A 14,985-nucleotide genomic window follows, 5' to 3' on the forward strand; every position below is an offset into this window, starting at 1 on the left:
AAATCTATGTATTTATACAAGAATACACAGCAAAATATAGCGACTATTTTGTCGAACCTGTCTCTTAAAGTGAGATACCACTGCTATGACTCAAAATAATCAAAAGGAAGAAACCTCAGTGACTGATACGCCCTCGCACCGTAGCCAACAAGCCATTCGCGCACAGAACCAAGCGCTTATCTTAGCGGCAGCTGAAGAAGAGTTTGTGCTCCAAAGCTATCGCGGCGCCACGATGCAGGGTATTGCCGATAGAGCAGGCTTGCCTAAAGCCAATGTTCACTACTACTTTAAAAACAAAAAGAATCTCTACATGGCAGTGCTGCGTTCGATCATTCAAGAATGGAACGAAGGTTTGGTAACCATTACAGTAGATAGCGACCCAAAAACAGTCATCGAAAAATTCGTCCGTACCAAGCTACATCAAGCCTTTGTCAATCCAAGTCGCCATAAATTGTTTGCGATTGAAGTTATCGGCGGTGCACCGCATTTGCATGAATTTATGTCCACTACGATGAAGGAGTGGGTACACGATAAAGCACAGGTAATGAAAGAGTGGCACAAGCAAGGCAAAATTGGGATTACTGATCCTCTACAACTACTGATTTTGATTTGGGCGACTACCCAACGTTATGCTGAATTCGAGATTGAAATCGTTGGATTAATGGATAAGACGGCGTATGACGCAGCAGATGAAGCACGTGCGGCAGACTTTCTGGTGCCTTTTATTTTAAAAGGCTGTGGCCTTGAATAATGACAAGGTACCTATTTGACAGGGTGCCTATTTAATAAGTCAGGTGCTTAATCAGCGAAGTGCACAGATTATTTCTATTTTTCTGTGCACCTCGTTTACGGCGAAACACTTCGATATGTTCAGCCCTAGCTTGTGTTTAGCATTAAGCGACTTCTTGCGTTGGTTCTAATTTGTCTTTTGCATGCTGTGCTTTGGTATCAAACTCGATGCCATAGTTTTGAGGTAAAATCATATTAAGGGTGATGGCCACAATCCCTGCCATCGTTACCGCTGAGCCAAAGATATTCTGAAAGAACTGGGGCGTTTGTGACAGTACATCAGGGACAAAGGCGATACCCGTTGCCAGACCCAGTGAGGTAGCAATGATTAAGACATTACGATGCGTGAATTGCACGGTAGATAAGATACGAATACCAGCAGTCGCTACCGTCGCAAACATCAGTAGCGTGACGCCGCCAACAACAGGCTTCGGTAATTGGGTAAAAATAGCACCAAGGACGGGGAATAGCCCCATCAGGCATAGAATGCCGCCCACATAGAAACCCACATAGCGACTGGCAATACCCGTCATCTGGATTACACCGTTGTTTTGGCTAAAGGTTGTCAAAGGGAAGGTATTGAATATCGCCGCAATCAGAGAGTTAACACCATCTCCTAGTACACCGCCTTTGATGCGTTTCTCATAGAGAGGGCCTTTGATCGGTTCACCTGATATCATTGAGGTAGCGGTCAAATCACCCGAGGTCTCAATACTGGTAATGATGTACATAAAGGCAATGGGAATAAATGCCTGCCAATCAAAACCAAAACCATATTTGAAGGGAATGGGAACGGTGAAAAAATCCGCTTCAGACACCAATGAAAAATCAATGCGCCCCATAAATACGGCAGCGAGCAAGCCTAACATCAGACCGATAAAGATAGCACTTGAGCGAATAACCTTATTGTTAATAATGCTAATGAGCACCACACTGACGAGTACGCCACCACCTAAGAGTAGGTTTGGAATACTACCGAAATCCTCAGCACCAAACCCACCTGCCAAATCAGTGAGACCTACCTTTGTTAGGGACAAACCAATCGTGACAATCACGCAGCCTGTAACAATAGGGCTCATAAAAGATTTGAGTTTGGTAATAAACTGACTCAAAAATATCTCAACAAATGCACCGAGAAATGAAACGCCAAAAATAACGGATAATATCTCTTCTGGACCACCACCGCGATTTTTTACCACAAACCCTGCTGTCAGTACCGCTGCCAAAAAACCAAAACTGGTGCCTTGTAATGCCATAAGACCAGAGCCAACAGGGCCTACTTTACGAGTCTGAATAAAGGTTGCAACGCCAGATACTATCAATGACATACTGAGAAGGTAGGGGATATGCTCTCCTAAACCTAATGTGCCACCTATGATAAGAGAGGGTGTGATGATACCTACAAACGCTGCAAGTACGTGCTGTATAGCACCTAAAAATGCTTTAATGGGGGTGGGACGGTCATGCAGTCTATACAGTAAATCAGTATTCGCTGGAACGTTTTCACTCATGGTGGTTTCCTCCTAAAATAACTGCTTAGCACCCGCTTAACTGTAGATATCAGACAATGTAACAAATCATTAGATAAAAATTAAAACCCAATCCTTGACCTGTTTTTTATCGATTCAAATAATAGGGGTAAGTTCCCGACCTTAAAATAGACAACAGCAATAGTTTATATTTGTTGGCCAATATCTAAATAACCTGACCAATTAGTCAGACCTATTTAGGATATAGGTAAAATGAAAGTTAATGCAATGTTTTTTTTTGATACTAGTGCGTTTACAGTTTTGTTACGAAGGAGAGAGGGTTAGGTAACATTGGAAAGCAGATCAAAGAAGAGGGGTGCTGACCATTGAGAACGAATAAGTACTAAGACCTATCGTTATATCTATTGCTGTTTTTTAAACAAAAAAAGCCCAACCATAACGACTATGATTGGGGCATTTCAATTTTGCTTACTTGATATTTATTCTACTATAACCAAAATTGCTACTTTGGGCTTGATGACCATACGGGTGAGCGGATGATGCCTTGTCCTGATTTACCGAACGCTTCGCCACCATTCAATGATTTAATCGTTAGTACACCTTTGCCGCCTTGGGTTGACGCATAGACCACGCGCTTGCCATTGGGTGAGAAGCTTGGGGCTTCATCGATACCCGTATTACCAAGGTTGGTCGTCACCGCACCATTGCTATTCATAATCGCGGCTGAGCGTCCACTCAAAAAGGCAATTTGTGTACCGTCACTGCTAAACTGCGGGCTGGTTGCATAACCACCGTTTGATACTTTAGTCGTTTGTCCCGTAGCAAACTCGTAGCGATAGACTTGCGGCTTGTTAAAGCCAGTTTTATCACTGACGAAAACGAAAGATTTGCCGTCTGGTGCATAGCTTGGCTGCACTTCACTGCTCGGTAAATTAGTGAGCCTTCTAGGTGTACCGCCGCTGGCGCTCATCTCATAGATATCAGCGCTACCTTCAAAGCTGCTAGAGAATAATATCTTGCTGCCATCAGGAGAGAACGAGGGGCTTAGGTTGCTACCTGAAAAAGGCGTCAGGGCAGTTGCGCCGCCGCCACTGACGTTTTGCACGTAGATGACGGGATATGATTTTTCACGTTGTACTGAGTAGGCGATACGGTTGCCATCAGGTGACCATGCTGGTGAAAAAATAGAGCCTGCGACTTCAGTAATGGTTCTAGCATTTTCGCCATCAGCGTCCATCACTTTGAGACGAGAGATCTTTTGCTTGCCAGTCCCTGTTTCCTCAATATAAGCAATGTGTCCTGAGAAGTCTCCTGGAATACCAGTAATCAGCTCGTATACTTTGTCTGCAATGACATGACCGGCATAACGCATGCTTTCTCTATTGTTGTCAGCGGTTAGGCTCTGCTTGCCTTCTATCACGCGACCAGATTTGACATCGATGACTTCATAATCGGTGATTATTTTGCCACGATTGGTACGCGTACTGCCGACGACCAGATACGGTATGCCCATGCTTTGCCAAACAGGTAATGTACCTGTCAGCTCTTTACTACTGTGTAGCTGCTGCGGTAGATCTTGATTGGTTACTTTTAGCTCGGTTTTACTCAAGTCATTTAATACAATCGGCGACAAAACCGAGTCACCCGCAAACGATACAAACGCAACTTGGTTTTGCTGAACCGGAATCTCATAGTCCAATTCTAGTACAACAGGTGCAGCGAGCACGCTTTGCGATATCAGCAATGCTGAAGTGCTGGCGAGTAATGAGACTAGTAGTTTTTTGTGGGTGCGCATGAGTAAATGGAGCTCCTAAAATTAGTATGACATTCATTTTTTATTTAATGAGACAAGCATCTAGATGAGGCAGCAACCTGTGCGATACAAGCCGCTTAACGTCACGTTACCAATATTATAAGGACCTAGCAACTGATTAATTGCTGCCTTTAAACTGTATGGTGAAAGTCGGGTATTTGGGGTCATCAGCATCAATCGGGAGGCTGCCAGTATTGAGTACCGCTTGTCTTGCCGCTTCGTTGACAGTGCTATCAGGTCCAGAGGCAGTCACATTGATCACATCGCCATTTGCATTGACAGTGATGGTCAGGGTGGCACGTTGAGTAGAGCCTCGCGCAGCAGTAGGCGGCGTATAGTTGCGCTTGATTAAATTGATGATTTCGCTGTTGCTAGCACCGCGACTGCCACTAGATGCAGAACGACTACTGCCCTTGGACGTACTAGAGGTTGACGTATCACCAGACATAGTAGACTGCCCATCTGATAGGCTAAAGGTTTTTCCTGCATTGCCAGAGCCGGCAGTATCAATCTCAATATTGCGATCGCTAGCAGTGGGACGTTTTATCTTTGGTGGATTGTTTTGCTTTTGACGAAACTCTCCCAGCCTTTTTTGTTCTTCTATAAGCTGGTCGCGTTTGCTTTGATCGACTTGGTCAAGCTCTTCCATGGCTGACTCGTCTAGTTGTGCTGCCCACTCAGCCATTTTGCGCTCATATTCTTGATTTTGCTCAAGCAGACGTTGTTGATGGTCTTCGCTCATAAGCATGGGTTGACCAGCTGGCTCCTCAGATCGTGTAAATACAGGCACGCGCTGAGAGGTTGTCTGGCTTGGATTTTGCGCACTAACACTACCACCAGATACTTCTGGTTGAGCACTACTAGACGAGTCGCTAGTGCTACTATCCATCTGCATTGCGCTAGCTGCTGCACGGTTGGCCAGTATTTGTCCTTGCATTTCAGCAAGTTGCTCGGGAGATACCATGACCGTCTCGATACTACCAGCAGTCTCAACCTCAGTGGTTTGATAGTTATAAACCAGTATGCCGATGACAAGGCCATGCGCCAGCAAGCTTAGCAACGTCGGCAGTGTTAGCCCGTTGCTTTCTGGTTCGGTAGGTACATAGACGGCAGGAGCATTATGCATGGTAAGGATACTCATGAACGTGATTTGTCAGATTGACTACTAGAATTTGCTATTATGATATAAGATATTTACTAAAGGACGCTTATCACTATAAAGAAGGCGTGGGTAGTGGTGCACCAGTCAGTAATCCAACTTTTTCGATACCTGCTTGCTGCAAGGTTGCCATGAGTGTCATGATGGCACCGTACTGATTGTTTTGATCGGCATTGATCATTACCTGTACTGGCTCAGCGTTACTATTAGCGCTCTGAGACTGTAGGTTAGATAATGTATTAATCAGCTCAGGCTCACTTACAGGCACGTCAACATTGCTTTCATAACTGATAAAAATATCACCCTTGTCAGTCAACGAGACAATCACAGGTAGTTGGCTTTGACTCATAGTATTGGTTTGCTCTTTTGGCAGATCAACGTCGACACCTGTAATCAGCATTGGCGCTGTCACCATAAATATCACCAGTAGCACCAGCATGACGTCAATATAAGGTACGACGTTCATTTCTGCATTAAGGGCTTTTTTTTCACGGCCGTAGGGGTTTGGTTTCATAGCCCTGTCACCTGACCTGCATTAACTTGGGTTTCTTTGCTAATAGAAGCTTGTACGCTGGTCTCACGCTGTAGCATGCCTGTCATCTCATCACAGAATAAGGCACGCGAGTCATATAGTCGGCTCGATTTTGCTGTGAAGTGGTTGTATGCCAATACCGCAGGGATAGCGGCAAACAAACCCATGGCTGTGGCAATCAGTGCTTCGGCGATGCCGGGAGCGACAGAGGCGAGGGTGGCTTGCTCAGTTTGAGACAGTCCCAAAAAGGCATTCATGATGCCCCACACTGTACCGAACAGTCCGATGTACGGAGCAACGGAGCCAATGCTGGCTAGCGTCGTCAGTCCTGATTCTAGCAATTGCTGCTGGCGACCTAGGCCGACGCGCAATTTGCGTTCAACACCATCGATAATGTCGTCTTTAGGTTGACGCTTTTTATGCATTCTTAGGTATTCTGAAAAGCCCACATAAAAAATCTGCTCAAGTCCCTGACGATCAGGAGAGCCTTGAATGCCTTGATATAGTTTGGCCAAGTCTTCGCCTGACCAAAACCAAGTCTCAAATTGTTGATCAAAGTTTTTGGCTGTACCAAGTCGAGCACTCATGCGAAAGATAATAACCCAGCTGAGCAAAGAAGCTAATAACAATAGTGCCATCACAATCTGCACCAATAGACTGGCTTGGGTAATAAGATCGACAATATTTAATGATTCAGGCATGTAATGGACTCACGAATAATTGATAACAGCTGGCTGGAATAGTGGTATCCGAACCAGACAACCCCTAAACAAACACTATTTACTTTTTATTATTTAATACGCAGCACGTTTCTTTACTAAAAATTTGTAACTGTGCTTAGAAAAATGCTGCAACAGTAAGTATCGCGATTTAGGTATCGGTATAATAACCCCCTAGTTTACTTCTAAATGAGAGAAAGGTCATTATTAATGTGTTAAACGACTATTTAGTTAGGCTGCTACTGATTCATTCAATAGCTAGTTGGATAACATGAATAATGACATAGCAAACACTTATCACCTAAAACTCATGACTCAAACCGAATATTACCTTAATGAAGAATAGAAAGTATTTTTTCGAATAGCGTAGGGCAACATGGCTGTATGTGGCTTTTCATATGGCTTTTCTGACCAATAGTCTTGAAGTCTCTCAAAATCGCATTTTGTACGAGATAGACATTATCAACGATTGAGTTTGTAAGATAACTGGTCTAATATGTTACGCTTTGTTACTACATTATTCTTATTGTGGCATCGTTATTTTTTCGCTGAGGTCATGTTTAATTTTAGGTAATGATGACTTTTTATTAGCCAGTCGGGGGCGACACTTATGAATGCAATTGAACGCTATTTTGGGATTAATGGTGAAAATACCACGATCAAAACAGAAATCATCGCTGGTATAACCACGTTCTTGACGATGGCTTATATTATCTTTGTCAACCCTAACGTCTTAGCCGATGCAGGTATGGATAAAGGAGCTGTATTTGTAGCGACCTGTATAGCAGCAGCAGTAGGTTGTTTCATCATGGGTATCTACGCCCGACTACCAGTTGCGCTCGCACCAGGTATGGGTCTTAATGCCTTCTTTACCTATGGTGTGGTGCTTGGTATGGGCTACGCATGGCAGACAGCGCTAGGTGCGGTGTTCTTGTCTGGTTGTATCTTCGTACTACTGAGTCTATTCAAGATTCGTGAAGCAATCATTAATGCCATTCCAACGTCTCTCAAAAACGGCGTAGTCGCTGGTATTGGTGCGTTCTTGGCGTTTATTGCATTGCAAAGCGCAGGCATCATCGTCAATCATGATGCAACCTTAGTTGGCCTTGGTGACATGACATCATTTGGTCCTGTCATGGCTTCATTAGGTTTTGTTGTTATCATTGGCCTGTCTTATAAGAGAGTCCCAGGTGCGGTAACCATTGGTATTTTATTGGTTGCACTGATTAGCTTATTAATGGGCTATACGCAGTTCACAGGTATCATCTCTTCACCACCTTCTATTGCACCGACGCTGATGCAGTTAGACATTGCTGGTGCATTTGATGTGGGCATGATTAGTGTTATCTTTGCTTTCTTATTTGTCGATTTATTTGATACTGCTGGTACTTTGATTGCCACCACTAGCCAAGCAAAACTAACGGACAAAGATGGTAATATCCCGAACATGGGCAAGGCACTACTCGCTGATTCAACAGCGACAGTAGCAGGTTCTTTACTAGGTACTTCATCAACGACCAGTTATATTGAGAGTATCTCTGGTATTGCCTCAGGTGGCCGTACAGGCTTGATGGCTGTTACGGTAGGTGTGTTATTCCTGTTCAGTATCTTCTTCTCGCCACTAGCAGGTATGATTCCAGCTTATGCAACGGCTGGCGCTATCTTTTATGTAGCCGTACTTATGATGGGTACTCTAAAGGACATTAACTGGAGCGACTTAACAGAAGCGGCACCAGTGGTCGTGGTATTGCTATTCACACCGCTTACATACTCTATCGCTGATGGTATCGCACTTGGTTTTATTACCTTTACAGCTGTAAAAGCAATTGCAGGAAAGTTTGCAGATATCAGTATCGCTGTCTGGATTTTGACTGCTATATTGTTGTTCAAGATTATTTTCTTATAATGCAAGGCGTTATAAGACATTAATAGTGTCTTAAACAAGAAACCCTCCTTATCAGCTGATGATAAGGAGGGTTTTTTTGTCAGCATTATAAGACTATGGTCTTAATTTGAGCTCAGTATCTTTAGTATGAATGTTTGGTATTTTTGTTACTGGTGTTAAGCAGCGTGATGCCAAACTATAGGCAATAGCAAACAAAAAAACGTAACCAAAGAGTCATAGTCAGTAAATTGCTTGTAAGTTATTGTTATTTAGATAGAAATTAATTATTTGAAAATGATTAATTTCGTTAGTTTGAAAAAAAATTTCGTGATATTATAGCCGAGTTAAGCGCATCACCTCAATCAACGCCGTAGAGGTTTTTCTTACAGTGAATTAGCATCATAAAAGATGACAGATTTGTGATTATTAGAGCGATTTTTCGGTTCAATAAGGCGATATTTGGTCATCACACTCCTTTCACTACTAACAAGAAGAAGGCACTAATGCCGCTTAGCTTTTCGTTGTTGCCTTTGTATTGTTAACGTAGCCCGTTTAACAGTCGAACGACCTACTTAACCGTCTCCAGCCTATGCTGGATTTTTAGTTTTGTGATGGCGCCGTTTGGTCTTTTGATTATTGCTGTGAATATCCGTCAATAACCACTATTTTTTGATAGCGGTTATGAGCAGTTATACAGAACGATCAGACTTCCTAAAGCACCATTTATTATGGTTTTTAAACGATAGTTATGGAGTTATTATGAACCCAGTAGACCAGTTTACCCCGCAAGAGCCGATCTTGTTTAATCCTGTTGATATGCTGTCGCCTGAGTATCTCGCCCAGTCAGCAGAAGAACTAAATAAGCGTATTTCGCCGCTATATAGCGCCGATGAAGAACGTTGGTTGTCTGAGTTATTGCCACTTGCCAAACCCAGTATAGAAGAACGCGATGCTGCTGCTGAGCAAACGCGCAAACTGGTCGAGCACGTGCGTAATGATGGTAAAGCCGTCAAGATGGTTGACTCATTATTGCTTGAGTATAGCCTTGATACCCAAGAAGGTATCTTGCTCATGAGTTTGGCAGAAGCCTTGATTCGTGTACCAGATAATTACACGGCTGATGCGCTGATTCATGACAAAATGAGTATCGCTGATTGGAAAAAACACATCAAAAACGACAATGGCTTTATGGTCAATGCTTCTACATGGGGCATGATGATGACAGGCCGTGTTGTCAGTATCGATAGCAGCACCACTGCATCAGGTTTCTTGGATCGCATGACCAAGAAGATGGGCGAGCCTGTCATTCGTAGTGCCATGCAAAAAGCCATGCGTATCATGGGCCATCAGTTTGTATTGGGCGAGACCATCGAAGACGCCAATAAAAACAGCCAGCCATATCGTAATAGAGGCTATACCTACTCATTTGATATGTTAGGTGAAGCGGCCATCACGCATAAAGATGCGGAAAAATACTTCAATGACTATCTACATGCGATCAGAGCCACGGCCAACGTAAAAGTAAAAGAAGGCATGCCAAAGCCGTCAGTGTCTATCAAATTATCAGCACTGCATCCTCGCTATGAAGCCACGCAAGAGGCGCAAGTAATGGGCTTATTGCGTCAGCGCTGCCTGCTATTGATTGAAGCGGCACGTGAAGTCAATGTCGATATCAGTATTGATGCTGAAGAAGCAGATCGCCTTGAGATTTCTCTAAAACTGTTTGAGTCTTTGTACCGTGATAATTTAACGGCGGACTGGGATGGTTTAGGTATCGTTGTACAAGGGTACTCTAAACGCGCTATTGCTGTATTAGCGTGGCTTGCTCGTTTGTCTACTGAAGTCGGTGATCGTATTCCAGTACGTCTAGTTAAGGGCGCTTACTGGGATACTGAGATCAAACTTGCTCAGCAAAAAGGTCTATCAGGCTATCCCGTTTGGACACGTAAGGAAGGTACGGATACTGCATACCTTGCTTGTGCGCGCTTCTTATTGTCAGACCATCTGCGCGGGCTAATCTGGCCACAGTTTGCGACGCATAATGCGCATACACTGTCATCAATCATGACCATGAGTGCACATAGAGACTTTGAATTCCAACGTCTGCACGGCATGGGCGATGCGCTTTATGATCATATTTTGCAAGCTTATGAGATTCCTGTACGTATCTATGCTCCGGTGGGCGCGCATAAAGACTTGCTACCGTACTTGGTACGCCGCTTGCTTGAGAACGGTGCCAACAGCTCGTTTGTTCATCAGTTGCTAGACAAGTCTTACCCAATCGAAAAGCTAACGGTCCATCCATACGACAAGCTGCTTGGTAATGCAACATTGCACAATCCAGACATCCCGTTACCGTTAGAGATTTACGGTCAACGCCGTGCAAGTTTCGGCCCTAATATCTTTGTAGAGTCACAATGGCTGCCGTTCAAATCAGCTATTGATAGCCATCTACACAAAACATGGTCAGCAACCTCTATTATTAATGGTAAAGCTGTTGATACCTACGAAGTGGATGGTCAAACGAATCAACTTGATACGCAAACTGTACTTGCGCCTTGGAACCACGAAGTTAGTGCTGGTAAAGTAACTTATGCTAACGCTGAAGTGGCTCGCCAAGCGATTGACGTTGCTGTTGCTGGTCAAGAGGTATGGAAAAATGTACCAGCTGCTAAGCGTGCTGAGATATTACGCAAGATTGCTGAGCTATACGAAGAAAACTACGCTGAACTAATGGCACTATGCCAAGTTGAAGCGGGCAAAACCATGCAAGATGGCATCGATGAAATCAAAGAAGCTGTTGATTTCTGTCGTTTCTATGCTGACGAAGCAGAGCGTCTAGATGATGTCGTACATGAGTTTACAGACTTGGCTGGTAAGCAGTCTCGTCAAGTGTATAAAGCACGTGGCACTTTCGTTTGTATCAGTCCATGGAACTTCCCATTGGCTATCTATACGGGACAGATTGTAGCTGCACTTGCTGCAGGTAACACCGTAGTAGCGAAACCTGCTGAACAAACCAGTTTGGTCGCTCACTTTGGTGCACAATTAATGTATCAAGCGGGTATACCAGCAGAAGCATTGCAATTGGTCATTGGTGCAGGTGACGTAGGTGGTGCTTTGACGGCTGCTGACAATATCGCAGGTGTGATATTTACCGGTTCGACTCAAACAGCCCAACGTATCAACCAAAGCCTAAATGACCATGCACAAACCAGTGGCGAATTGCCTGTGTTTATCGCTGAGACTGGCGGTCAAAACGCAATGATCGTTGACTCAACGGCATTGCCAGAGCAAGTCGTTAGAGATGCGGTACTATCAGCCTTTGGTTCAGCAGGTCAGCGTTGTTCAGCTTGTCGCATATTGTGTGTACAAGAAGAGATGGCGGATGATTTAATCGAGCTATTGCAAGGTAATATGGCTGAGCTGTCTGTAGGTAATCCTCTATATGCTGCCACAGATGTAGGTCCAGTAATTGATGCGGATGCTAAGCATGGTTTAGAGGCGCACATCGAACGTATGAGTGTCGAGCCGACTGCTACTATCTTGGCACAGACGCCAATGAGCTCAAGCTCAGTCGTCAGTCAAGAGAAGTCTACCTTTGTATTGCCAACCGCAATTGAAGTGAAGAGCATTGATGTGATCAGTGGTGAGCACTTTGGCCCAATTCTACACGTACTTCGTTATCAAGCGCGTGATTTGAATAAGCTGATTGATGCTATCAACAACACAGGCTTTGGTTTGACGTTAGGTATCCATAGTCGTATCGAAAATACTGTTGAGCACATTGAGCGCCGCGCATTTGTCGGCAACACTTACATCAACCGTAACCAAATCGGCGCGGTCGTAAACGTACAGCCATTTGGTGGTTGTGGTCTATCAGGTACTGGTCCTAAAGCTGGTGGCCCGCACTATGTCGCGCGTCTCATGCAACTTAGCTCAGAAGCAGTCAACGCTGAACAGTCAGCTGCTCATATGACAGCGACCGAAACCCAAACTACCACTCAAACAGAACTCGCATAAGGAGTAGCAAAATGGCGACTGAATTCAAAAAAAATCATGCCCAGGTTTGTGAATCTTGGCGATTACTCGGCGCAGTGAATCGCGCAACGTATCTACAAGCAGCCGTTCCAAAACTGGCATTGCTCACTGGTGATGCCAATAAAGCAAAGCGTTTATTCAACCATTTGTTGAGCGCTGCGCCTAGCTTGGATGAGATGCATCGTATGACAGGGGCAACAGGCGAGTCCAATGACTTGTATGTGACTGGTCGTGGTAAGACGATGGTCATCGGTAGCGAAACTGCTAGAGCCATGGCAGTATTAGGTCAGCTCATCGCGGCACTCCTAACAGGTAATGAAGTTATATTGCATTGCCCAAGCCAAGATGAGATGTGTAATGAAGCTGCTAAGATACTGCACGACACAGGTATCAGCGAAGATGTATTGAGTGTGGCTAACGATTCGCAAACAGTCACGCTTTTATATATCGATCGTCTAGCACAAGTGGCTGTCTCTGGTAGCCGCAGCGAAGTGCAAGCCATCAGTCAAGAGCTTGCCAATACTGACGGTATTTTGACACAGGTTATCAGTGTCACTGATATGGAAGGCTTGTCAGAAATGCTAACGCCTGACTACCTACATCGTTTTGTCACTGAGCGAGTCAAGACTATCAATACCACAGCAATCGGTGGTAACGCGAGCTTGCTTGAGCTTGGTACAGAGTAGAATCACTGCATTAATTACGAATCCGCTTCGCTTTTATATCAACTTTTATAAAGGCTAAGCGGTGTTTGGTAGCGCTATAACTACCAAACTAGTGATTGCATAAGATGTATAAGAAAAAACCGCTATCTGAGTAATTATCAGATAGCGGTTTTTTTTGTTTATGCTGTTTAACTGAAGCCTGATGACAGGATGTTATTCAGCAATATCAACCCATACCCAGCCGTTCTCTAGCCATTCGCTCAAATCATCTGCATCAACATCGGTGACGTCGCTATGCTGTAATGCTTCACCATTGGCCAAGCGTACTAGTACTGCTATCGCCGATTCATCAAGCCCATCGATACGTTGACCATTAGCATACAGTACAGTGCCATCATCGGTCTGGCTATAGAGTAGGCGGTTGCTATAGTCCGCCTGCAATGTGGCCCCTTCTGATAGGGCCTGTATTAGCTCATCGGTATCTAACGTCTCTTCTGGCATCAGCGCATCATATTGGCGTTTACTAACTACTTCAGAAACTGCTTGGCGAGTCATATCATCACCGCGATCAGATTGTAGCATCTCTAGCAATTGCGCCTTGATAGCGGCAATACTATCTGCTTGCAATTCACCTGACGCTTGTAGCGCTTGCGGTAGTAGCATCGGGATAAATAGCTTGCTGTCGTTAGTCGCAATATCGGCCACACTATCGATGATTTGCATCAGGTTTGGACGGCGGCAACCAAACGAGAAAGTCAAACAGTCATTTTGTGCTACACCGAAATGTGATAATTTCGGCGGTACATAAAGCACATCACCCGCTTCTAGTATCTCATCAAAAATAAGCTCGCCCATGTCGTCAAATAAACGAAGCGGCTCATCAGCAACAAATTCTGTCTGGTCATCACAGAATTTGCCTAACTGCCAACGTCTAGAGCCATAGCCTTGTGCCAAAAACACATCGTAGTCGTCATAATGCTTACCGACCGAACCACCTGCTGGCGCATAAGAGACCATGATGTCATCGCGCTGCCATTGCGGAATAAAGTCAAACGCTTGCCACAACTGACCAAGCTCTGGCGACCATTGCTCAAGATTCTGTACCAATACGGTCCATTGCTCTGGTAGGTTTTCAAAATCAGTCTCATTCAGTGGGCTTTTTTTAAGTTGCCACTGTGCCTGACCTTCTTTTTTACTGGCTGCTTGAGTCAGCAGTCTTGCGCTAGCATCTTCTTCAAGTGCAAGACCAATCATGTCATCTGGCTCAAACATATCAACTAGCTGCGGCAACCCTTGCTTAATAAGCAGTGGCTTCTTTTGCCAGTATTCAGTCAGGAATTGCTCAGGCGTGATAGAGTCGGGTAAACAAAAAGGAATAGAAGTCATTGATAAATCCATATTTTGGCGGTGTACAAGATTAATAATAAGGGATGCTTTATAGGAAGGTTTTAATAGTTTAAGATTGTCATCTATTTGATGTCTATTATTTTGGTGACGTTTATATAGTACATATAAACAATAACGATTATCAAAATAATAGCTGTCATCAGAGCATCCACTCAATCGTAGGAACGTTATGAAAAAGCTGCATTTTGTTGTCATTATCGCTAGCGTGTTTTTGCTACAAGCCTGTGTCCATAAAATCGTCACAGTACCCGCAAAAATCGCTTATAAAACTACCAAAGGCGTGGTCAAAGGAACCGTTGCTGTGGGTAAAGCCATCATACCGGGCGACAGTGATGACGATGATGATAAAAAATAAAACCTTACTTATCAACTATGGGTTTTGAATCAAAAGCAATCGAATCAAAACCAATCATAGCGTTCAAAGTAAGGTTACTGTTTATTCAGATAATAGCTATTAAGATAATAAGTGAATAAGATAAAATTAC

The 14,985-nt window shown here is 44.1% G+C and carries 11 protein-coding genes; 5 read left to right on the forward strand and 6 right to left on the reverse strand.

What is annotated here, in order from left to right:
- Positions 1 to 85 precede the first annotated feature (85 nt).
- Positions 86 to 751 carry a TetR family transcriptional regulator C-terminal domain-containing protein gene (locus CXF60_RS12270; RefSeq protein ID WP_102092158.1) on the forward strand — a complete coding sequence of 222 codons (666 nt, stop codon included), beginning with the start codon at positions 86 to 88 and terminating at the stop codon, positions 749 to 751.
- Between the two features lie 142 nt (positions 752 to 893).
- On the opposite strand, the gene CXF60_RS12275 is transcribed toward CXF60_RS12270, so the two are convergent.
- From CXF60_RS12275 to tolQ, 5 genes are all read right to left on the reverse strand, one after another.
- Positions 894 to 2,300, reverse strand: a complete 1,407-nt coding sequence (locus tag CXF60_RS12275; RefSeq protein ID WP_102092159.1) for a nucleobase:cation symporter-2 family protein — start codon at positions 2,298 to 2,300, stop codon at positions 894 to 896.
- 481 nt (positions 2,301 to 2,781) lie between these two features.
- A complete protein-coding gene (locus tag CXF60_RS12280) occupies positions 2,782 to 4,074 on the reverse strand; it encodes a PD40 domain-containing protein (RefSeq protein ID WP_102092160.1) in 1,293 nt (430 codons plus the stop codon).
- A 136-nt stretch (positions 4,075 to 4,210) separates the two neighbouring features.
- Positions 4,211 to 5,233, reverse strand: a complete 1,023-nt coding sequence (locus CXF60_RS12285; RefSeq protein WP_228707126.1) for a cell envelope integrity TolA family protein — start codon at positions 5,231 to 5,233, stop codon at positions 4,211 to 4,213.
- A 73-nt stretch (positions 5,234 to 5,306) separates the two neighbouring features.
- Positions 5,307 to 5,765, reverse strand: a complete 459-nt coding sequence (gene tolR / locus CXF60_RS12290; RefSeq protein WP_102092162.1) for a protein TolR — start codon at positions 5,763 to 5,765, stop codon at positions 5,307 to 5,309.
- Complete coding sequence (gene tolQ, locus CXF60_RS12295) at positions 5,762 to 6,484, reverse strand: protein TolQ (protein ID WP_102092163.1); 723 nt, start codon at positions 6,482 to 6,484, stop codon at positions 5,762 to 5,764. Before tolQ ends, tolR begins: the two co-directional genes overlap by 4 nt.
- Positions 6,485 to 7,112: 628 nt before the next feature.
- On the opposite strand from tolQ, the gene CXF60_RS12300 reads away from it, so the two are divergent.
- From CXF60_RS12300 to CXF60_RS12310, 3 genes are all read left to right on the forward strand, one after another.
- Complete coding sequence (locus CXF60_RS12300; RefSeq protein ID WP_101204806.1) at positions 7,113 to 8,408, forward strand: NCS2 family permease; 1,296 nt, start codon at positions 7,113 to 7,115, stop codon at positions 8,406 to 8,408.
- A gap of 738 nt (positions 8,409 to 9,146) precedes the next feature.
- Entirely contained in the window at positions 9,147 to 12,410 is a 3,264-nt protein-coding gene (gene putA / locus CXF60_RS12305) for a bifunctional proline dehydrogenase/L-glutamate gamma-semialdehyde dehydrogenase PutA (protein ID WP_102092164.1), read from the forward strand.
- 11 nt (positions 12,411 to 12,421) lie between these two features.
- The gene (locus CXF60_RS12310) at positions 12,422 to 13,114 is read left to right on the forward strand and encodes a 1-pyrroline-5-carboxylate dehydrogenase (protein ID WP_102092165.1); all 693 of its coding nucleotides are present in this window, start codon (positions 12,422 to 12,424) and stop codon (positions 13,112 to 13,114) included.
- A gap of 192 nt (positions 13,115 to 13,306) precedes the next feature.
- Here the strand turns inward: CXF60_RS12310 and CXF60_RS12315 are convergent, their stop codons facing one another.
- A complete protein-coding gene (locus tag CXF60_RS12315; RefSeq protein WP_102092166.1) occupies positions 13,307 to 14,479 on the reverse strand; it encodes a cupin domain-containing protein in 1,173 nt (390 codons plus the stop codon).
- Between the two features lie 190 nt (positions 14,480 to 14,669).
- Here CXF60_RS12315 and CXF60_RS12320 point away from each other — a divergent pair, with 190 nt between their 5' ends.
- On the forward strand, positions 14,670 to 14,855 hold the full coding sequence (locus CXF60_RS12320; protein WP_057759633.1) for an NF038104 family lipoprotein: 186 nt from the start codon (positions 14,670 to 14,672) through the stop codon (positions 14,853 to 14,855).
- The last annotated feature ends 130 nt before the right edge of the window (positions 14,856 to 14,985 follow it).

The sequence above is a fragment of the Psychrobacter sp. 4Bb genome (assembly GCF_002836735.1).
Taxonomy (GTDB): domain Bacteria; phylum Pseudomonadota; class Gammaproteobacteria; order Pseudomonadales; family Moraxellaceae; genus Psychrobacter.

Coding starts and splice junctions, on each gene's coding strand:
- CXF60_RS12270 (WP_102092158.1), top strand. CDS start 86: ATGACTCAAAATAATCAAAAGGAAGAAACCTCAGTGACTGATACGCCC.
- CXF60_RS12275 (WP_102092159.1), bottom strand. CDS start 2,300: ATGAGTGAAAACGTTCCAGCGAATACTGATTTACTGTATAGACTGCAT.
- CXF60_RS12280 (WP_102092160.1), bottom strand. CDS start 4,074: ATGCGCACCCACAAAAAACTACTAGTCTCATTACTCGCCAGCACTTCA.
- CXF60_RS12285 (WP_228707126.1), bottom strand. CDS start 5,233: ATGAGTATCCTTACCATGCATAATGCTCCTGCCGTCTATGTACCTACC.
- tolR (WP_102092162.1), bottom strand. CDS start 5,765: ATGAAACCAAACCCCTACGGCCGTGAAAAAAAAGCCCTTAATGCAGAA.
- tolQ (WP_102092163.1), bottom strand. CDS start 6,484: ATGCCTGAATCATTAAATATTGTCGATCTTATTACCCAAGCCAGTCTA.
- CXF60_RS12300 (WP_101204806.1), top strand. CDS start 7,113: ATGAATGCAATTGAACGCTATTTTGGGATTAATGGTGAAAATACCACG.
- putA (WP_102092164.1), top strand. CDS start 9,147: ATGAACCCAGTAGACCAGTTTACCCCGCAAGAGCCGATCTTGTTTAAT.
- CXF60_RS12310 (WP_102092165.1), top strand. CDS start 12,422: ATGGCGACTGAATTCAAAAAAAATCATGCCCAGGTTTGTGAATCTTGG.
- CXF60_RS12315 (WP_102092166.1), bottom strand. CDS start 14,479: ATGACTTCTATTCCTTTTTGTTTACCCGACTCTATCACGCCTGAGCAA.
- CXF60_RS12320 (WP_057759633.1), top strand. CDS start 14,670: ATGAAAAAGCTGCATTTTGTTGTCATTATCGCTAGCGTGTTTTTGCTA.